15 protein-coding genes are annotated in these 20587 nt (G+C 72.9%); 13 read left to right on the plus strand and 2 right to left on the minus strand.

Going from position 1 to position 20587, the window contains the following annotated elements; all coding sequences use genetic code 11:
- The first annotated feature begins 316 nt into the window (after positions 1-316).
- Positions 317-1048: a DUF72 domain-containing protein gene (locus tag J3P30_RS11720; RefSeq protein WP_210481193.1), complete on the plus strand. Its 732-nt coding sequence runs from the start codon at positions 317-319 to the stop codon at positions 1046-1048.
- 74 nt (positions 1049-1122) lie between these two features.
- The gene (locus tag J3P30_RS11725; protein ID WP_210481194.1) at positions 1123-2004 is read left to right on the plus strand and encodes a DMT family transporter; all 882 of its coding nucleotides are present in this window, start codon (positions 1123-1125) and stop codon (positions 2002-2004) included.
- A gap of 56 nt (positions 2005-2060) precedes the next feature.
- On the opposite strand, the gene J3P30_RS11730 is transcribed toward J3P30_RS11725, so the two are convergent.
- Entirely contained in the window at positions 2061-2678 is a 618-nt protein-coding gene (locus tag J3P30_RS11730; RefSeq protein WP_210481195.1) for an NADPH-dependent F420 reductase, read from the minus strand.
- A 220-nt stretch (positions 2679-2898) separates the two neighbouring features.
- Between J3P30_RS11730 and J3P30_RS11735 the strand changes: the two genes are divergently transcribed.
- The 11 genes from J3P30_RS11735 (at position 2899) to J3P30_RS11785 (ending at position 19989) form a co-directional block, all read left to right on the plus strand.
- Positions 2899-3957, plus strand: a complete 1059-nt coding sequence (locus J3P30_RS11735) for a BMP family ABC transporter substrate-binding protein (RefSeq protein WP_210481196.1) — start codon at positions 2899-2901, stop codon at positions 3955-3957.
- Positions 3954-5501 carry an ABC transporter ATP-binding protein gene (locus tag J3P30_RS11740; RefSeq protein WP_210481197.1) on the plus strand — a complete coding sequence of 516 codons (1548 nt, stop codon included), beginning with the start codon at positions 3954-3956 and terminating at the stop codon, positions 5499-5501. The genes J3P30_RS11735 and J3P30_RS11740 overlap by 4 nt, the downstream gene beginning before the upstream one ends.
- A complete protein-coding gene (locus J3P30_RS11745; protein WP_210481198.1) occupies positions 5498-6589 on the plus strand; it encodes an ABC transporter permease in 1092 nt (363 codons plus the stop codon). Before J3P30_RS11740 ends, J3P30_RS11745 begins: the two co-directional genes overlap by 4 nt.
- A complete protein-coding gene (locus tag J3P30_RS11750; RefSeq protein WP_210481199.1) occupies positions 6589-7488 on the plus strand; it encodes an ABC transporter permease in 900 nt (299 codons plus the stop codon). The genes J3P30_RS11745 and J3P30_RS11750 overlap by 1 nt, the downstream gene beginning before the upstream one ends.
- Positions 7489-7522: 34 nt before the next feature.
- The gene (locus tag J3P30_RS11755; RefSeq protein WP_210481200.1) at positions 7523-8509 is read left to right on the plus strand and encodes a nucleoside hydrolase; all 987 of its coding nucleotides are present in this window, start codon (positions 7523-7525) and stop codon (positions 8507-8509) included.
- Between the two features lie 108 nt (positions 8510-8617).
- Positions 8618-10390 (plus strand): N-acetylglutaminylglutamine amidotransferase, encoded by a 1773-nt coding sequence (locus tag J3P30_RS11760; RefSeq protein WP_210481201.1) that lies wholly within the window; start codon positions 8618-8620, stop codon positions 10388-10390.
- A gap of 126 nt (positions 10391-10516) precedes the next feature.
- A complete protein-coding gene (locus tag J3P30_RS11765) occupies positions 10517-12400 on the plus strand; it encodes an Hsp70 family protein (protein ID WP_210481202.1) in 1884 nt (627 codons plus the stop codon).
- A 2205-nt stretch (positions 12401-14605) separates the two neighbouring features.
- Positions 14606-14929 carry a helix-turn-helix transcriptional regulator gene (locus J3P30_RS15720; protein ID WP_246853319.1) on the plus strand — a complete coding sequence of 108 codons (324 nt, stop codon included), beginning with the start codon at positions 14606-14608 and terminating at the stop codon, positions 14927-14929.
- Positions 14930-15382: 453 nt separating this feature from the next.
- The gene (locus tag J3P30_RS11775; RefSeq protein ID WP_210481204.1) at positions 15383-16540 is read left to right on the plus strand and encodes an IniB N-terminal domain-containing protein; all 1158 of its coding nucleotides are present in this window, start codon (positions 15383-15385) and stop codon (positions 16538-16540) included.
- A gap of 135 nt (positions 16541-16675) precedes the next feature.
- A complete protein-coding gene (locus J3P30_RS11780) occupies positions 16676-18490 on the plus strand; it encodes a dynamin family protein (protein ID WP_307807486.1) in 1815 nt (604 codons plus the stop codon).
- Positions 18487-19989: a dynamin family protein gene (locus tag J3P30_RS11785; protein WP_210481206.1), complete on the plus strand. Its 1503-nt coding sequence runs from the start codon at positions 18487-18489 to the stop codon at positions 19987-19989. The genes J3P30_RS11780 and J3P30_RS11785 overlap by 4 nt, the downstream gene beginning before the upstream one ends.
- Here J3P30_RS11785 and J3P30_RS11790 read toward each other — a convergent pair.
- Entirely contained in the window at positions 19934-20587 is a 654-nt protein-coding gene (locus J3P30_RS11790) for a hypothetical protein (RefSeq protein ID WP_210481207.1), read from the minus strand. The two genes, J3P30_RS11785 and J3P30_RS11790, sit on opposite strands and share 56 nt — an antisense overlap.

Genomic DNA, 20587 nt, shown 5'->3' on the forward strand with positions numbered 1-20587 from the left:
CCGAGCGCTCTCCGTGGAATTGGTTGCACAGTGCACCTCCAGGTAGGGGTTCGCCCGGACAGGTGTGAGCCGGACGGAACCGGACCGCGTCGTCCCCGCACCGGGTTCGGAGGGGGGCCAAGCGACAATAACGGACAGCAAACTATGAGCAATAGGGGTACGGGCAAGTCGCCTCTTCGGCCGACTGTCGATCCCGGACGCGTGGGTCATGCGTTCTCGGGGGACAGGGGACCCGACTCTGATCGCGCCGTAAATGCGGCGCTGAGCAGGGACGGAAGCGCGCCGGTCTCGATCCGGTGGGGACGGAAGGAGTCTCGTGGAGGGTGTGCACATCGGCACCTCGGGTTGGAGCTACGCCCACTGGGAGGACGTCCTGTACCCGCCCGGAACCTCCTCCTGGGACCGCCTCGGCCACTACCTGAGGCATTTCCGCACGGTCGAGCTGAACTCCAGCTACTACCGATGGCCCCGCACCGCGTCCTTCGCGAGCTGGCGCCGGCGCCTCCCGCCGGGGTTCCTGCTGTCGGTGAAGGCGCCCCGCGGTCTGACGCACGCCAAGCGGCTGTACGCACCGGAGACGTGGGTCCGGCGCATCGCCGAGTGCTGGCATGAGCTGGGGGACAAGCGCGCCGTGCTCCTGGTGCAGCTGCCGCCCTCCTTCGAGCGGGACGACGCGCGTCTCGACTACTTCCTCGGGCAGCTTCCGCGCTGGATGACCGTCGCCGTCGAGCTCCGTCACCCGAGCTGGCACGTCGACGACGTGTTCGCCCTGCTCGAGCGCCACGGGGCGGCCTACTGCGTCATGAGCGGAGCAGGGCTTCCGTGCATCATGCGCGCGACCTCGTCGACCGTCTACGTCCGCCTGCACGGGCCGGACCACGACCACCTGTACGGCGGGTCCTACTCCGACGAGGACCTCGGATGGTGGGCCGACCGGATCCGCGGATGGCACGGGGCGGGCAAAGAGGTGTTCGTCTACTTCAACAACGACGGCGGGGGCAACGCCGTCCGGAACGCGTGGACGCTCCGCGGGATGCTCGGCGCCTGACCGGCGGGCGGGACGAGCGGACGTAACGGTCGCGGCATAGTGGAGGGGCGACCGCGAGCGAGGAAGGGAACCGGATGGACCTCGGCACCTCCGCGCTCGGGGTCCTCACCGCGGTGATCGGCGCGATGCTGCTCGCCGTGGGCGCCCAGCTGCAGCACCGGGGCTTGGCCGGGGTCCGGGCGGACGACGGCGACGCCCGCCGGGGGGCGCTCTCGCTGCGTCACATCGTGCGGCTGCCGCAGAGCGGCCGCTGGGTGGGGGGAGTGCTGCTCACCGGTGTCGCGATGCTGCTCAACCTGTTGAGCCTCCGGCTCGCGCCGCTGATCGTGGTCCAGCCGCTCGGCGTCATCGCCCTCGTCACGACGGCGCTCCTCAACGCGGCCGCGCACGCGTACACGATCACGACGGCGTCGCTCGGCGCCATCGCACTCTGCGTCGCGGGGATCGGCACGTTCGTCGCGGTGGGAGCGCTGACGGCGCGCAACAGCGTCGTGTCCGACTCGGATCTGGGTCAGATCCTCACGGTGCTCGCGGTCGCCGCCCTCCTGGTCGCGCTCGCCGTGGCGGTTCTCCGCCGCCGGTTCCCGGCGACGGTCAACGTCCTCGCGGCGGGCATCCTCTCGGGCTTCGTCGTGACGCTGGCGAAGACCGTCGTCACGCGCGTGTCCGTGGGGGAGCTGGGATGGCTGACGGTGACGGGCGCGGTCGCCCTGGTCGCGGTCGCCGCGACGAGCGTCTACTTCGTGCAGAGCGCCTACACGTCGGGCCCGGTCGACCTCATCGTGGCCGGCCTCACGATCCTCGACCCCCTCGTCGCGGTCAGTCTCGGCGTGCTCGTCCTGGGCGAGACGGCGACGACGCCGGGATGGGCGGTCGCCGTCCAGTCGGCGAGCGGGGCGGCGGCGATCGTCGGGGTGTTCCTCCTCGCGCGCCATCACCCCCAGGCGATCCGCTGACCCGTCCGCCCCTGCCCGAGGACTCGCACGGTGCTCCGGGACCGCCCCGTCGCCTCTCAGCGCGTGAGCGCGAAGCCCCCCGCCCAGGACGTCTTCTCGGTGACCGCGAGCGCGATCTCGAGGAAGCCGAGCGATTCGAGCTCGCGAGCGCGCTTGAGGGAGCCGACGTCGACGGCGCGAAGGCCGGCGCCCCGGGCGAGCTCCAGCACCGCCGACTTCGCGTCCGGATCGTCGCCCGCCACGAGGACGGTCGTGGGAGCGTCGCCCGTCCTGCCGCTCTCGAGCGTCGCGGCGAACGTCGTGTTGAACGCCTTGACCACCTTGGCGTCGGGCACCTTCGCCGCGATCTGCGCGGCCGCCGAGGAGTCCGGGGGCACGACGAGGCGATCCAGCGAGCTGAGGTCGACGGGGTTCGTGACATCCACGACGACCTTGCCGACGAGCCGGGTCGAGTACACGGTGAGGACGTTGTCGACGCCGGCATAGGGCACGGCGAGGATGACGATGTCGCCCGTGAGGTCGTCGCCGACGACGCCGACGGGGATCCCGGCCGGCGCGCTCGCCTTCCGGTCCGGGCTGTGGGCGATGAGCTGCACCTCGGCCCCCGCCCGCTGGGCGACCCCTGCCAGGGCCGAACCGATCTTCCCCGTCCCGATGATGCTGACGCTCGCCACCCGATGCCTCCTCGCTGGATCCGACACCACCACCGTAGGTGCGGGGCACCGGCCGGGGCATCCCTCGCGGGCGGGGGCGCCGGCGGCGCGCGTCAGCGTGTCGGATTGTGACACCCTCGTCGGTGTGCCGCAGGACCACCGGGTTAACCTGGCCGCGGCGGCGTGTGCCTGTCAGAGCGTCCCGCCACTCCACAGCAGAACTTCCGCAAGGGGAACACTCATGACTTCACTCGCGCGCAGGGCCGGGATCGCCGCCGTGACCGCCGGTCTGCTCGCCACGGTCGCCGGCTGCGCCGGCTCCGGAGGCTCGGACGAGGGCGGCGGCGCCGGCTCGGGAGGCGGCGACGAGGCGTCGCTCATCCTCATCACGCCGACGCCGATCGGCTCGAACAACTTCCTCCAGCTCGCCGTCGAGGGCCTCGAGCAGGCGGGCGAGGAGTACAGCGCCTCGGTCGACGTGTACGAGAGCGAGGACCCGACGAGCATCCAGCAGAACATCGACGCGGCGCTCCGCGAGCAGCCCGACATCATCATCGGCGTGAGCTTCAGCGTGCTCGACCAGTTCACCCAGGCCGCTCAGGACAACCCCGACCAGCAGTTCCTGCTCGTCGACACCTCGCCCGAGGAGGAGATCGAGAACGTCACCTCCGCCGTGTTCAAGGAGTACGAGGCGACCTACCTCACGGGCGTCGAGGCGGGCCTCCTGGCCGAGGCGGGAGGCGTCGGTGTCGTCGCGGCGCTCGACACCCCCTTCATCCACCGCTGGATCGACCCCTTCTTCGCCGGCGCCCAGAGCGTCAACCCCGGGGTCGCGACCGCCGTCCAGTACGTCGGCGGCGACAACCCGTTCGGCGACCAGGCCCGCGCCAAGGCGCAGGCCCTGATCCTCGCCGAGGGCGGCGCCCAGTACATCCAGGCGGCGGCGTCCGGGGGCAACACCGGCGTGTTCGAGGCGGCCGCCGAGGCGGGCTTCAAGGCGTTCGGCGTCGACACCAACCAGTGCCTCGACTCGCCCGGGAACGTCGTCGACAACGCCATCAAGCGCGTGGACGTCGCGCTCCTCGAGGGGGTCGGAGAGGTCCTCGACGGCAACACGGGCGGCCTCACCGCGTACGGCCTCAAGGAGGGCGGCGTCGGCCTCACCGGACTCGAGGAGGGCGTCGAGGACTCCCAGTGCCTCATCGCCGACTACCCCGAGGTGATCGAGCAGGTCTCCGCGGTCCGTGACCAGATCGTGTCGGGGGAGCTCGAGGTCGAGGATCCGCTGACCGCCGGATGAGGTCCGCCGCCGTCGAGCTGAGAGGCATCAGCAAGAGGTTCGACGCCGTCGTCGCGAACGACGGCGTCGACCTCGTGCTGCACCGCGGCACCATCCATGCCGTGATGGGCGAGAACGGCGCGGGCAAGTCGACGCTCATGTCGATCCTGTTCGGCCTCGTCCGGCCGGACTCGGGGGAGATCGTCGTGAAGGGCGAGCCGCGCTCCTTCCGTGGTCCGCTCGACGCGATCGCCGCGGGCCTCGGGATGGTGCACCAGCACTTCCGGCTCTTCGACAGCATGACCGTCGCCGAGAACGTCGTGTACGGGGCCGAGCCGCGGCGCCGAGGCGTCCTCGATCGGCGTGCCGCGGCCGCGCGGGTCCGGGAGCTGAGCGAGCGCTACGGGCTCGAGACGGACTCGGATGCGGTGGTCGGTCGGCTCTCCGCCGGCGCCCGGCAGCGGGTCGAGATTCTCAAGGCGCTGCACCGGGACGCCGAGATCCTCATCCTCGACGAGCCGACGGCGGTGCTCACCCCCGACGAGGTCGACTCGCTGTTCGCGGTCCTCCGGAGGGCGGCCGGCGAGGGGTCCACCGTCGTGATCGTGACGCACAAGATCCACGAGGTCCTCGCGATCAGCGACGAGGTCACGGTGCTGCGGGACGGGCGCGTGACAGGCCGGTTCACGACCGCCGACGCGACGAGCGACGCGCTCGTGCAGGCGATGACCGGCCGCGAGGTCCGCCCTGTCGGCAACGCCGGCACCGGCGAGCCGGGAGAGGTCGCGCTCGAGGTGTCCGGACTCACCGTGACCGACCGTGGCGTCGACCGGGCGCGCGACGTGTCGCTGGCCGTCCGGCGCGGGGAGATCGTCGGCGTCGCCGGAGTCTCCGGGAACGGGCAGCACGAGGTGGTCGCCGCCATCCTCGGCACCCAGCGCGCCGCCTCAGGGGCGATCCGCATCCTCGGCACGGACGTCACGTCCCTCGACGTGCGCGGCCGCCGCGCGCGGGGTCTCGCCGTCGTGCCGGAGGACCGGCGCGGCGAGGGGACCGCCGTCACGATGAGCACGGCCGAGAACCTGGCCCTCGGGCACCACCGCACACCGCCGATCGGCGCCGCGAATGGCTGGCGTCGCGGCTGGATGTCGCTGCGTGCCCAGCGCGACCAGGCCCGACGGCTGATCGCCGACTACGACGTGCGCACGTCCGGCGAGCGGCTGCCGGTCGGCGCGCTGTCCGGCGGCAACGCGCAGAAGGTCGTCGTCGCCCGCGAGCTGTCCCACCGGGCACCCGTGCTCGTCGTCGAGCAGCCGACCCAGGGCGTCGACATCGGGGCCATCGAGTCCATCCACCAGCGCCTGCTCGACTACCGCCGGGACGGCGGCGCGGTGCTGCTCGTCTCGCACGAGATCGCCGAGCTGCAGGCCCTCGCGGACCGTGTCCTCGTGATGTTCGCCGGGCGGATCGTCGCCGAGTACCCGCGCGCCGAGGCGACGACCGAGCGCATCGGCGCGGCCATGGCGGGAGCCGGGCAGGGCAGACCGCAGGAGCCGGTCCCGTGACCGTCGCCCCTCCCCACGAGCCCGAGATCGAGCCGCGCTCCGCCGTCGTGCGCCGCCTGCTGGGCGCCGCCGCGCGCCATCCCGCGATCGTCCCGATCGCGGCCGTGCTCCTCGCGCTCCTGATCGGCGCCGGGATCATCGCCGCCGCCGGCCTCGACCCCGTCGTCGCGTACGCCGCGGTGCTGGAGGGCGCGCTCGACCCGCGGAGCCTCGACTACACGTTCTCGGTCTGGGGCTTCATCTGCGGGATGGCGCTGGCCGCGGCCATCCCGCTCCGGATGGGCGAGTTCAACCTGGGCGGCAACGGCCAGCTGGTCCTCGGCGGCCTCGCCGCCTACGTCGTCGCGGCGGCCGTGCCCGGACCGCTCGCGGTGCCCCTCGCGCTGCTCGCGGCCGTGGTGCTGGCCGGGGCCTTCGGGGCGCTGTCGGCGCCTCTCGCCACGCGCTTCAACATCCCGATCATCATCAGCACGCTGCTGCTCGCCCCCGTCGCCGTCGCCGTCGTGTCCTTCCTCATCCGCTACCCGCTCGCCGAAGCCGGATCGGGCGTCGCGCAGACCGCGCAGCTGCCGGAGGACGCCCGGATGTGGGCGCTCGGCGACCTCCGGTACAGCAACGTCGGCCTGCTCATCATCATCGCGATGATGGTCGTCTTCTGGATCGTCGACTCCCGCACCGCGGTCGGATTCGAGCTTCGAGTGATCGGGGCGAACCGGCGCTTCGGCTCGTACGGCGGCATCGTCGTCCGCCGGCTGGCGCTCGGCGCGATGACCGCCGCCGGGGCGGCCGCCGGGATCGTCGGCGCCGTGATCGTGCTGTCCTCGCCCTACCGGCTCATCGACGGCGCGCTCCTCTCGCCCGGCTACACCTTCGCCGGGCTGGCCGCCGCCCTCCTCGCCGGCGGGCGTCCCGCGCTGATCCCGGTCACCGCGGTGCTGTTCGCGGTGCTGCAGGTCGGCGGCGCCGCCATGGAGCGGTCCGCGGACGTGCCACGGCAGCTGTCCGAGCTGCTCCAGGGCGTCGTCATCGTCGTGCTCGCGCTGCGGACCGTGCTCGACGCCCGGCGCACGGGGAGGAGCGAGCACTGATGCAGATCTTCGAGCTCAGCTTCGTCGCCGCCGTCCTCCTCGCGACCACCCCCGTGCTCTACGCCGCCCTCGCGGGCGCCCTGTCGGAGCGGGTCGGCGTCTTCAACATCGCGCTCGAGGGGCAGATGCTGTGGGGCGCCTTCGCCGCGGTGGCCGGCAGCCACTTCACGGGCAACCCGTGGCTCGGAGTCCTGATCGCGATCGTCACCACCGCGGCCTTCTCGCTCGTCCTCGCCGTCGGAGCCGCCCGGTTCAAGGCGGACCCGATCATCATCGCGATCGGCACGAACCTCTTCGCGATCGGGCTCACCGGATTCCTGCTCCGGATCCTCTTCGACGTGTCCGGCACCTTCGCCCCGCAGGGCCTGCAGGGGCTGCCCGACATGACCGCCCTGCGCGACATCCCGGTGATCGGCCCTCTCTTCGGAGGGCAGACCCTCCTCGTGCCGCTCGCGTTCGTGCTGTGCATCGCGGCGGGACTGTGGCTGCGCAGCACACCCGGCGGACTCCGGCTGCGGGGCGTCGGCGAGCATCCAGAGGCGTCGGCCAGCCTCGGAGTGAACGTCGCCTCCGCGCAGACCTGGACCACGGTCGTCGGGGGCGCGCTCTGCGGCATCGCGGGAGCCCAGCTCGCCCTCGGCAACGTGACCGTGTTCACCGAGAACATGACCGCCGGGCGGGGCTGGATCGCGGTCGCCGCCGTCATGCTCGTCGCCGCCCGGCCGCTGTGGCTCCCCGTGGCGTGCCTCGGCTTCGGCGCCGCGGAGGCGTTCGGCTTCCGGCTGCAGGGGCTCGGCGCCCCGCAGCAGCTCACGGACGCCGCCCCCTACGCCATCACCCTGCTCGTGCTGGTCGCCACCCGCGTCCGCTTCGGCGCGAAGCGACCCGCCGCCTCGTGACCGCTTCCTGACCGCCTCCGACTCCGAGGGATCCATGACCGACGCCGCCCCCGCGACCCGCCACATCATCGTCGACACCGACACCGGCATCGACGACGCCCTCGCCCTGCTCTACCTCGCCGGCAGGCCGGACGCGGAGGTGGCGGCGATCACGAGCGTCTACGGCAACACGTCGGTCGACAACGCGCTCACGAACATCGCCCGGGTGCAGCAGCTCGCGGGGCTCGAGGACGTCGTCGTCGCACGCGGAGCCGCGGGTCCGATCGAGGGCGAGCCGAGCATCGCGTGGCACGTCCACGGCAACGACGGGCTCGGGGACATCTGGAAGGACCCGATCAGCCCCAGGAACCTGTCCCCCCTGAGCTCGGCGGAGCTCATCGTGGAGATGGCGCGCTCGAAGCCCGGCTTCTACGACCTGCTCCCCATCGGCCCGCTGACGAACATCGGCATCGCGCTCGAGATCGAGCCCAACCTGCTGACGCTCTTCCGGTCGGTGGTCATCATGGGCGGCTCGGGCCCCTTCCCGCCGCTCGGGGTCTCGCAGATGATCGATGCGAACATCCAGAACGACCCGATCGCGGCCGGGAGGGTCTTCGCGGCGCCCCGCCGCGAGCTCGTGATGGTCGGGGTCAACGTGACCGCGGACACGATCGTCGACGAGCAGGCCGTCCAGGCGCTGCACCGGGCGGGGACCGAGTGGGGCACGTTCTCCGCGCAGATCCTCGAGGCGTACATGGACTTCTATCAGGGCGCGTGGGGACGGCGGGTCTCGCCCGCCCACGACGGCCTCGCGGCGGCGCTGCTGCTCGAGCCGCGGTGGATCACCGAGTCGGAGCGGGGGCCGGTCAACATCACGAGCGACGGCTTCGCCGTCCGCGCTCACCTGATGCGCACCGCGAGCGGGCTCCCCGTCAGCTGGCGCATCACTCCTGCACCGGACACCCTCGTCGTCCTGGACGCGGATCGCGACGCGTTCCTCGCGGACTTCGTGCGCATCATCTCCGGCTTCCCCCGGATCTGATGCGGTCATAGGGCGGCCTGCTCCCCGGCGCAAGGGGGCAGACATCGCTGTTCACCGGGGCGTTACCTGAAGTTCGCGCCCCACCGGGGGCGCGGGAGGGAGGCCCCGGTGTGCGGGATCGCCGGCGAGATCACCTTCTCCAGCGGACGAGCCGATCCGGACGCTGTCGAGCGGATGAGCGCCGTGCTCGAGCCACGGGGCCCGGACAGCGGGGGCAGCTGGGACGGCGGCTGGGTCGCCCTCGGTCATCGGCGCTTGAAGGTGATCGATCTCTCCGACGGAGGCGCTCAGCCGATGGTCGACGAGGACCTCGGCCTCGCCCTCGTCTTCAACGGCTGCATCTACAACCACCGGGAGCTGCGCCGGGAGCTCGAGCCCCACTACCGCTTCACCTCCCAGAGCGACACGGACGTCGTGCTCAAGGCGTACCACCGCTGGGGCGAGGACTTCGTCCACCACCTCGTGGGCATGTTCGCCATCGTGCTGGTGGACATCGCCGCGCGGCGCGTGGTGCTGGCGCGCGACCGCCTGGGCATCAAGCCGCTCTACCTGGCCCAGAGCCGGGGCCGGCTGCGCTTCGCATCGACCCTGCCGGCCCTGCTGGCCGCAGGTGACGTCGACACGGAACTCGATGCGGCGGCGGTCGCGCACTACCTCACCCTCCACTCCATCGTCCCCGCGCCGACGACCCTGCTGCGAGGGGTCCGCAAGCTGCCCGCGGCCACGGTGCGAGTGCTGGAGGCCGACGGACGGCAGCGCGAGCACGTCTACTGGTCGCCCTCCTACGAGCGGGACCCGCGGCACGCCGACTGGACGCGCGAGGACTGGCGCGAGGCGGTCCGGGACGCGCTGCGGACCGCCGTGCGGCGTCGCCTCGTGGCCGACGTCCCGGTCGGGGTCCTGCTGTCCGGCGGGCTCGACTCGAGCCTGCTCGTCGCGCTCCTGGCCGAGGAGGGGGTGCAGGACCTGCAGACCTTCAGCACCGGCTTCTCCGGCCCGGGCGGCGACGAGTTCGAGTACTCGGACCAGGTGGCCGACGCGTACGGCACCCACCACCACCGGCTCCCGATCCCGCCCGAGGAGCTGCTCCCGGCTCTGCCCGACGCCGTGCGGGCGATGACGGAGCCGATGAGCAGCCACGACGTCGCGGCGTTCTTCCTGCTGTCCCGCGTCGTGTCCGAGCACGTCCGCGTGGTCCAGTCGGGCCAGGGCGCCGACGAGGTGTTCGCGGGGTACCGCTACCACCAGCCCGCTGCGACTGTGGAGAGGGAGCAGGCTCTTCCCGTCTTCGCCGACGCGTTCGCCGATCGCTCACCGGGGGACCTGGCGCGAGCGCTCATGCCCTCGCGGCTGCTCGAGTCGGACGTCACCGGGGAGCTGCTGGCGGACGCGATCGACCGTCCCGGTGCCGCGTCGGCGCTCGACGCCGTGCTCAGGGCGGACACGCACCTGCTGATGATCGACGATCCGGTGAAGCGGGTCGACAGCATGACGACGGCCTGGGGCCTTGAAGCCAGGGTGCCCTTCCTGGACCAGGACCTGGTGGAGCTGGCCGCCGCCTGTCCGCCCGAGCTCAAGGCGGACCAGGGCGGGAAGGGGATTCTGAAGGACGTGGCGCGGGCAGTGCTCCCCGCCCCTCTCATCGACCGCCCGAAGGGGTACTTCCCCGTCCCGCTGCTCGCGCAGCTGGAGGGTCCCGTCCTCGAGCTGGCCCGTGACGCCGTCACCGCTCCCGAGGCTCGCGCCCGCGGGCTGTTCCGTCCGGAGTACATCGACGAGCTCGTCGAGCACCCCCGCGACGTCCTTCCGGGCAGCAAGGGCAGCGAGCTCTGGCAGGTCGCCGTGCTCGAGCTCTGGCTGCAGCTCCACGGCATCCGCTGACCGCCCGACGATACGAGCGGAGGGGCGTCTGTCCGTGGGGCGTACGCCCCCCTGACCCTTCACACCTTGCGGTGTTACAGTTGCCGCCGTCGCGGTCGGCCCGACGACCGCCTCTGAGGGGTCACAATGGCGTATGTCCTCGGTCTCGACGTCGGCACGAGCTATACGGCCGCCGCGATCCTCCGGCTCGGAACGGAGACCGGTCCGCAGCCGCTGAGGCTCGGCTCGCGGCATGACGCCGTGCCGTCCGTCGTGTTCCTGCCCGATGACGGTCCGATGCTCGTCGGCGAGGCCGCCGAGCGACGTGGGCTCGGGCAGCCGGACCGCATGGTGCGGGAGTTCAAGCGGCGGATCGGCGATTCCATCCCCATCGTCGCCGGGACCGCCCAGGTGCGCGCCGAGGACCTGCTGGCCGCCATGGCGGTCTGGGTGGTGGCGCGCGCCGCCGAGCTCGAGGGGGAGATGCCGAGCCTCGTCGCGCTCGCGCATCCCGTCGGCTGGGGAAGCTACAAGACCGGTCTCGTGCAGGCCGCGCTCGAGCGGGCGGGGCTTCCCGGGGTGAACCTGATCCAGGAGCCCGTCGCCGCGGCCCGGCACTACGCGAGCCAGGAGCGTGTCGAGCCCGGCGCCGCGATCGCCGTCTACGACCTCGGGGGCGGAACCTTCGACGTGGCCGTCCTCCGCACCAAGGACGACGGCCGGTTCACCCTGCTCGGACGCCCCGAGGGGCTCGAGGAGCTCGGCGGGCGGGACTTCGACGACGCCGTCTTCCGCCACGTGCTCGAGTCGATCGGCGACCGCACCGGCGACCTCGATCCCGAGGACCACGAGACGGCCGTCGCCCTCACCCGGCTCCGTCGCGAGTGCGTCGAGGCCAAGGAGGCTCTCTCCTTCGACTCGGAGGCGACGGTTCCCGTGCTGCTGCCCGGCCTCACCACACAGGTGCGGCTGCTGCGCTCCGAGTTCGAGGCCCTCATCGAGGACCGGGTGGAGGAGACGATCGCCGCGCTTCGGACGGCCGCCGAGAACGCCGAGGTCGGCGTGGACGGCCTCGCCACCGTCCTCCTCGTGGGTGGCTCCTCCCGTGTCCCGCTGGTCGCCGAGCTCATCTCCTCCGAGCTGGGACGGCCGGTGGCCATCGACGTCGACCCGAAGGCGGCGATCGCCCTCGGCGCGACCGCCTTCGCCGCGGCGCAGCTCGCGCCAGCCCCGGCCCCCGCGGCTCTCCGCGCGGTTCCCGCGCTCGAGTCCGAGCCGTCCGCCGCCGCGCCGCGCTTCGCCCCCGCCATCACGCTGCCGAGTCGCGCGACGCGGGGCCGCATCCTGATCCTCGGCGCCGCCGCCGTGGCCGCGCTGCTGGTCTTCCTCACTCCGCCCTCGCAGACGGCCACGAGCACGGGGATCGCCGCGGCCGAGAGCGCCGCGGCCGACACGGCCGAGGATCCGGCGGCCGAGACGCAGGCCCCGGCGGCCGCCGCGCCGGAGGCCCAGGCGCCGGCCGCTGCGCCGGTGGACGCGGGGGATCCGACTCCCGACCTCTTCACCTCGCCGAACACCCGGGCGAACTCGATCGCCCCGAACGCCTCCTCGCGCCCGGCGCCCCGGCAGGGCGGCGGATCGGGCACGACCACCAGCACCGCCGGAGCGGCTCCGGCCTCGAGCGGCACCTCCGGCGCAGCCCCGACCCGCCCCGCCACCGGCACGACCCCGGTAACGCAGACGCCACCGCAGCAGCAGCCGCCTGCCGAGGAGCCGCCGGTGGAGGAGCCGCCGGTGGAGGAGCCGCCGGTGGAGGAGCCGCCGGTGGAGGAGCCGCCGGTGGAGGAGCCGCCGGTGGAGGAGCCCCCGGTGGAGGAGCCGCCGGTGGAGGAGCCCCCGGTGGAGGAGCCCCCGGTGGAGGAGCCCCCGGTGGAGGAGCCCCCGGCCGAGGAGCCCCCGGTGGAGGAACCGCCGACGGATCCGGTCGACGGGAACGCTGCGGGGGAGCCGGCGCCCGCCACCGAAGGCTGACCGCGCGTGCGGTCAGCACGATCGAGGGCGGGGCTCCTCAATCCCGTCCCCGGCACTGCCGCGGCCTCGCTGCTCGCGGAGGCGGCCGGAAGTCCCGAGCGGCGGCTGGTCGCCGGGATCACGGGACCGGGAGGCACCGGCAAGAGCACGCTCCTCGACCGCTTGGCGGACCGGTACTCGGGCGCCGGCCTGCCGATCGCCTCGCATCCGTCGGCGCTGCCGGGCAGGGCCGGCCGCGCCGCGCTCCTCGTCGACGACGCGCACCTCCTCGCGGACGACGCCCTCCGCGACCTCCACTCGGCCGTCGCGCGCCCGGAGCTCGACCTCGTCGTGGCCTACCGACTCTGGCCGGAGCGCACTGGGCTGAGACGGCTCGCCGCCGCCCTGGACCACCACCACGTGCCGGTCGTCCTGGGCGCGCTCTCGAGCCGCGAGATCTCGGCCTCCGCCGCGCAGGTCTGGGGGGAGGCGCCCACGACGGCGGCGGTCGACGAGATCCGCCGCCTGACCGGTGGGCAGCCCTGGCTCGTCTCACGTCTGCTCGCGGCCGTGCCCCGTCCCCCCGGTCGCGCCCTGGCCGTGCCGCACGAGCTCCTCGACCAGCTCGGGTACGAGCTCGAGGGCGTCGAACCGACGGTGCACGAGCTCCTCGTCGCGCTCGCCGTCGGCTTCGACCTGTCCGGGCCACTCCCACCCACCCTTGCGGAGTTGGCGGACCGGGTGGACGAGCTGGTGACCCGTGCCCGGCACGACGGCCTGCTCCTCGCCGACGGCGAGCTCGCGCCGGTGGTGCGCGACGCGCTGCTCGACAACACTCCGGCGTACCGGGTCCGGATGCTGCAGAAGGCGCTCGTCGAGGCGTACGCCGACGAGGGCCGGGAGCTCGACCGTCTCGCCGGCAGGCTCGCGCGCGCCGGCCTGCGCGACCGGCGCGTGGCGAGCGCACTCGAGCACTCCGCGGATCACCTGCTGCCCACCCAGCCGGCCGTCGCCGCCGTGCTCTACCGCGAGGCCCTGGATGCCGGAGCCGACGAGCGGTCACTCGCCGCCCGCCTCGCCCAGGCGGAGTGGGCGTCGGGGCACAGCGACGCCGCCTGGCGCCTCCTCGAGGAGCTGATCGAGAGCGAGGACCCGCCGGACGCGATCCGAGCCGTGAACACCGCGGCCGCCCTGTGGGCCGAGCGCGGGATGCTGACCCGCGCCGCCGAGACGTACCGGTGGCTGGGTCAGGAGCGACTGGGCTCCTCCGCGCCGCTGGCCGCCGTGGCGACGATCGGCGCGGGGGAGCCCGCGCCCGCCTCGACGGCGGCGCCGGCTTCGCCGTCCCTGCACTCCGCCGCAGCGGCCCTCCTCGAGCAGGGCCTGCGGGCCTCCCTCACGGCCTCGGCTCAGGACGCCCTGCCCAGCCTGGTCCGCGCCTCCGACATGATGACCGCATCCGGTCACACCGAGCCGCTTCCCGAGGTGCCCGCCGTGGTGGCGGCCCTCGTCGCGCTCTGCGGGGGTGAGCTGAAGGCGGCCGAGTCGGTCGTCGAGGCGGCGCTGAACGGGCGGCAGGGCGGCGACGTGGCCCGACCCCGCCTCCTGCTGCTGCGGGCGTGGATCGCGATGCAGTCCGACCGGCCCGACCTGGCCGGAGAGGCCATCGCCGATGCGACGGCATCCGGCATCCGTCCCCGCGACGAGCTGCTCCTGCGCGCGCTGGAGGTCGGCCTCGGGCGCAGGACGGACGACCTCACCGCGCTCGTGCGCGCCTGGCAGCACGCGCGCGAGACGGTCCTGCACCTGCCCGTCGACCTGTTCTCACTCCTCCCGCTCGGCGAGCTCGTGGTCGCGGCGGCGCGGCTCCGCGACTCCTCCCGCCTCGAGGGACACCTCGACGGCGCGTGGGCGCTGCTGCGCAGGCTCGGGGACCCGCCGCTGTGGTCCGTGCCCCTCCACTGGTCCGGTGTGCAGGCGGCGATCCTCGCCGAGAGCCCGGGCGATCTCGCCCCGCACGCCGCCGCCCTCGTCCGGGCCGCCGCGCACAGCCGTCCGGCGGCCGTGCTCGCCGCCGCCGGCAAGGCCTGGGTGTCGGTGCTCGCCGACCGCTTCGAACCGGCTTCCGTCGAGTCGGCCGCGCGGGGCCTCGCCGCCATCGGGCTGCGGTGGGACGGGTCCCGGCTCGCCGGTCACGCCGCCGCACGGTCGGAGGAGCGGCGGGACATGACGCGCCTCCTCGCGCTCGCCCGCGAGCTGCATCCGGGCGTATCGGCCGCGACCGGCCCGATCGACACCGCCGGGTCCTCGCGCGCCCGCACGGAGTCGGCGTCCGGCTCGGCCACGCTGAGCCCGCGCGAGCGTGAGATCGCGCGGCTCGTGCTCGACGGCAAGAACTACCGCGAGATCGGCGAGGCGATCTTCATCTCGCCGCGGACGGTCGAGCACCACGTGGCCCGGATCCGTCAGCGGCTCGACGCGACCAGCCGCTCGGAGCTGCTGACGCGCCTCCGCCTCCTGCTGGACACCGAGGACACCCCCTCCGACTGATCCGGGGTCCCCGGACCCCGCAGCCGTGGCCGGGGGGACACTGGGCCTCCGCCGGCGACCCCGGACCCTGTCGCCGACCCGGGTTCCGGTGGCTGCCGTTCCCTTGCGCTCAACAGGCATTTCGGCAGTTGAGCAGGCAAAACAGGGCCGTTTCTGCCTGCTGGCCGCGATTCCGCCTGTTGAGCGCGAGCGGCGGAAGGGCGTGCCGCGGCGGGGCCGGCATCCCGGGTCCCCCTAACCCGCCGGGGCACCGAATCCCCATCGAGGGCCGCCCGAGTAGGGGGATGAGCGCGGATGCCGCCCCCCGAACGGCCGCCCTACGGTGAAGCCGTCCGATCCCGACGGACGCGATGACAACGAGCACGACCCGAGCACCACCCCATCGCCCCGCCCGAGGGATCCTCACCACCCGGAAACACCACGATCACCCGAATCGACCCCAGGGAGTACCCAATGTCCGTAACCCAGCTGCTGCTCGAGTTCCTGCTCAACCTGCTCAAGGATCCGAAGGCCGCGGAGGAGTTCCTGAAGGACCCGGAGGGTGTGCTGCACGAGCACGGCCTCGGGGACATCACCATCGACGACGTCGACGCGGTCGTCCCGGTGGTCGTCGACTTCGCCCCCGTCGCCCGCATCGGCGACCGGGTGTTCGAGACCGGCGGCAACGTGGTCGGTGGCGGTGACGCCCACTACGGCGGTGGCGGCGGCCACAACTACGGAGGCGGCCACTCCCCGGCGCCGTCCGTCGCCGATGCCGGCGCCGCCGCGTCCGTGACGCCGGCCGCCGCGCAGCTGACGCACGTGGTCAACAACTTCTCGTACACGAGCGTGGACGACCGCGACACCATCACGGACCAGTCCGTCAACCAGAACATCTGGGCCCTCGGCGACGTCGAGCAGATCTTCGACAACGAGGCGATCGTCGCCTCCGGTGACGGCTCCGCCGCCGCCGGTGACGACGCCGCGGTCGACAACTCCCAGGACCACTCGACGACGAACACGACCACCATCACGGTGGGCGAGGACTTCAACGTCGGCAACACGGATGTCGACATCGACGACTCGTTCAACGACGACCACTCGACGGACAACTCGATCGACGTGTCGCTCGAGGACTCGCTGAACGCCACCGACTCGTTCAACGACAACTCGGACAACTCGGACAACTCCGACAACTCGATCAACGACTCGTACAACGACAACTCGGACAACTCCGACAACTCCGTCAACGACTCGGGGAACACGGACAACTCGATCAACGACTCGGGCAACGCGACCGACTCGTTCAACGACAACTCCGACAACTCGACGCACACCGACGTGGACGTCGACATCGACGACTCGTTCAACCAGACCGAGACCGACGTGGCGATCGACGACTCGTTCAACCAGACGGAGACGAACACCGAGCTCGACGTCGCGATCGACGACTCGTTCAACGAGACCAACACCGACGTCGACGTGGCGCTCGAGGACTCGTTCAACGACAACTCGACGAACGTCGCCGTCGAGGACATCGACGCCGAGTTCACGAACATCGAGGACTCCATCGTCGTCGCCGACAACGAGATCGACGTCGACGTCGAGGCCCCCGAGGACCACGCCTACTAGACCCGGCCGCCACCCACGGCGGGGCGAGCCGGACCCGACGGCTCGCCCCGCGAGACAGGTCGAGCAGGAAGCACCCACTTCCTGCTCGGCCTTCGTCTGTGCATGATGAGGTACCCGAGCCGAAGGAGGCCGTGCGTGCGTTTGGCGGATCTGGTCACACAGGGCATCGCCCTCGCCGACGAGGCGGGGCGCAGCGATCTGCGGAAGCGGCTGGAGCAGACGCGCGAGCGGCTCGGTGAGCCCAGCATCCGGGTCATCGTGGTGGGCGAGTTCAAGCAGGGCAAGAGCCGGCTCATCAACGCCCTCGTCGGGCTGCCGGTCTGTCCGGTGGACGACGACATCGCCACGAGCGTCCCCACCCTGGTGAGCTACGGGGACCCGGCCGGCGCGGTGGTCGTGGTCCCCGTCGAGGACGGGACCGACGGCGAGCCGGTGCTCGAGCGCCGCCCCGTCGAGCTCGAGCGCCTCGCCGACGAGGTCTCCGAGCGCGGCAATCCCGGCAACCAGCGGGGCATCGTCGCGGCGGAGGTCACGCTCCCGCGCAAGATCCTCTCGGGCGGGCTCACCATCGTCGACTCCCCGGGGGTGGGCGGGCTCGACTCGGCTCACTCGCTCACGACGCTGTCGGCGCTCCCGTCGGCGGATGCGATGCTCCTCGTCTCCGACGCGTCGCAGGAGTACACCGAGCCGGAGATCCAGTTCCTCAAGCAGGCGCTGCGGGTCTGCCCGACGGTCGCCGCCGTCCTGACCAAGACCGATCTGTACCCCGCGTGGCGGCAGATCGCGGAGCTGGACCGCGGCCACCTGGACCGGGTGCTCCCCGGGATCCCGCTCTTCCCGGTCTCGTCCGAGCTGCGCACGCAGGCGGCCCGCCTGAACGACAAGGAGCTCAACGAGGAGTCCGGATTCCCCGCGCTGGTGTCCTATCTGCGCACGCAGGTGCTCGCTCAGGCGGAGGCCGTGCAGCGGCGGGCGGTGGCCCACGACCTGGTGTCGGTCACCGAGCACCTGGGCCTCGCCCTGCAGGCCGAGCTCAGCGCCCTGCTGAACCCGGAGCGGACCCCGCAGGTGGTCGCCGAGCTGGAGGCGGCGAAGGAGCGCACGGACGAGCTGCGGCGTCGCACCTCCCGCTGGCAGCTCACCCTCAACGACGGCATCAGCGACCTGATCGCCGACATGGAGCACGACCTGCGGGACCGCGTCCGCAACATCCAGCGCGACGTGGACGAGGCGATCGACTCCGGCGACCCGGGACCGGTCTGGGACCAGCTGATGGAGTGGCTGGAGCAGCGCGTCACCGCCGCGGCCTCCGACACCTTCGTCTGGACCGACGAGCGGGCGCGCTGGCTGTCCGAGCAGGTGGCGGAGCACTTCAGCGAGGCCGAGGTCGCTCTGCCCGCGCTGCCGCGGTCCGGTCCAGAGAGCGGGCTGGAGGCCGTCCCGGCGCTGCCCGAGCTCGATCCGGGCCATCTCGGGCCCATGCAGAAGCTCCTGATCGGAGCGAAGGGGTCGTACGGCGGCGTTCTCATGGTGGGGCTCGTCACGACCCTCGTCGGCATGAGCCTCATCAACCCGTTCTCCCTCGCCGCCGGCGTGCTGATCGGCCGCAAGGCGTACCGCGACGACAAGGACGCCCGGCTGAGGAAGCGGCAGTCGGAGGCGAAGTCCCTGATCCACAAGCAGCTCGACGAGGTGATCTTCCAGGTCGGCAAGCAGCTGCGGGACCGGCTGAGGCTCGTGCAGCGTTCGATCCGGGACCACTTCACGGCGATCGCGGACGAGCACCACCGGTCGCTCACCGCGTCCGTGCTCGCCTCGCAGAAGGCCGCGAGCCTCTACGCCGCGGAGCGGGAGAAGCGGGTGCGGGAGCTGCGCGCCGAGCTGAAGAAGGTGGAGGGGCTGCGCTCGCAGGTCCCGGTCGAGCCGCCCGCGCTCGCGAGGACGGCGTGAGCCGCGCCACGCGCCTGTCCGCCGACCGCCTCCTCGACCGGGCGCTCCAGGTCTACGCGGGGGACCCCGTCGCGGTCGCGCGCCTCGAGGGTCACCGGCGGCGGCTGCACGAGCCCCTCCGGGTCGCGGTCGCCGGGATGGTGAAGGCCGGCAAGTCGACGCTGATCAACGCGATCATCGGGGAGGAGATCGCTCCCACCGACGCGGGCGAGTCGACGCGCGTCGTCACCTGGTACCGCTACGGGCTGAACCCGCGGGTGACCCTGATCGCGCGGGAGGGCGAGCCGCGCGGTCTCCCGGTTCGGCGCCGGGAGGGCCGGCTGGTGCTGGACCTCGCCGGGGTGCCGGTCGAGGAGGTCCGGCATCTCATCGTTGACTGGCCGGCAGCCGGGCTGCGGAACCTGACGCTCATCGACACCCCGGGGATCGGATCCCTGTCGCAGGAGGTGTCCGCGCGGTCCGTGACGTTCCTCACGCCGGAGGACGCGCCGTCGGAGGCCGACGCCATCGTCTACCTGCTCCGGCATCTCCATGCGACCGACCTGCGGTTCCTCGAGTCCTTCCGGGACGTGGAGGCCGGGCGGTCGGGCACCGTGAACGCGATCGCCGTCCTCTCTCGGGCGGACGAGGTCGGCTCCGGCCGCATCGACGCCCTCGTCTCCGCTCGGACGGTGGCGGAGCGGTACCGGCACGACGAGGGCCTCCGCTCGCTCGCGCTGGACGTGGTCCCGGTGGCCGGGCTGCTCGCGCAGGGCGCGCGGACCCTCCGCCAGGCCGAGTACGCCGCGCTCGCGGAGATCGCCGCGCTCGACCGGGACGAGCGCGAGCGGCTCCTCGTGTCGGCGGACCGCTTCGTGCGCCCGGTCGAGGGGCTCCGTGCCGCGCCGGAGCTGCGGCGGGCCGTGCTCGAGCGGTTCGGCCTCTTCGGGATCCGGCTGGCCTCGGTGCTGCTGCGGAACGGGATCACCGAGCCGACGCCGCTCGCGCGGGAGCTGGCCCGGCGGAGCGGCCTCGACCCGCTGCTCCGGATCCTCGCGGACCAGTTCTCCGCCCGGGCCGAGCAGCTGAAGGCGCGCACCGCTGTGCTCGGCGTGGAGGCCCTCCTCCGGGAGCGTCCGGTTCCCGAAGCGGGGGAGCTCACCGCTGAGATCGAGCGGATCACCTCGAGCGCGCATGAGCTGACCGAGCTGCGGCTCCTGGCGGCGCTGCGGACCGGAGCGGCGCCCCTGCCGGACGAGGCGAGGGCGGACGCCGAGAGGCTCGTCGGCGGGTCGGGGGTCGTGCCCTACCAGCGGCTGGGGCTGCGCGAGGGCGCGTCCGAGCAGGAGATCACGGAGGCCGCGACCGCTGCGCTCGCCCGCTGGCGACGTCGCGCGGAGAACCCGCTGTCCGATCGGCTCACCGTCGAGGTGTGCCGCATCGTGTCGCGCAGCTGCGAGGCGATCATCGCGTCGTCCGCTCCTGCCCCTGGGCCCGCTCTGGTCGTCGCCGCCGACTGACGGTGGAGGCCACCGTGGTGACCACCAGCGCGATCGCCGCGAGCGCCAGCTGGGTGACGACGAGGAGCCTCGTCGACGTGCCTTCGGCGCCGAGCGCGATGAAGGGGATCAGCAGGGCGGCGGCGGCGGCGTGCACCGCGAGGAGGAACAGCAGGAACCATCGCCCGGCCGCTCGCCGCTCCGCGGCCCCTCGCAGCAGGAGCTCGACGATCAGCAGCACGGCGAACAGGCCGAACACGCTCCAGAACGCGATGGTGGCGGCGGTGTCGACGGTCTCGGCGTCGTAGCCGAGCTCCATCTCCTCGATCATCGTCTGCACCCGCCCGAACTGATCGGTGCGGCGCAGGAAGGTGACCACGAGCGCCACAGCACCGGCGAGTGCGCTCAGCGCCCAGATCGCCCGGGCCGCGCGGGTGAGGCGCGACGGCTTCGTGATCGGGGCGATCGGCGGGGGAGCGGCTCGGGTCATGGGCGGCCGCGGCGGCGGAGCGGAGGCCGGTGCGGACGGGGCCTCACCGGATGCCGGTGAGCGGGGCGGCGGGACAGGGGCGAGCTCCCGGCCGTCGGCCGTCCCTCGGGCGTCCTCGTCGGTCGTCAC

Origin of the sequence: Naasia sp. SYSU D00948 (assembly GCF_017916515.1) — a bacterium.
GTDB lineage: Bacteria > Actinomycetota > Actinomycetes > Actinomycetales > Microbacteriaceae > Naasia.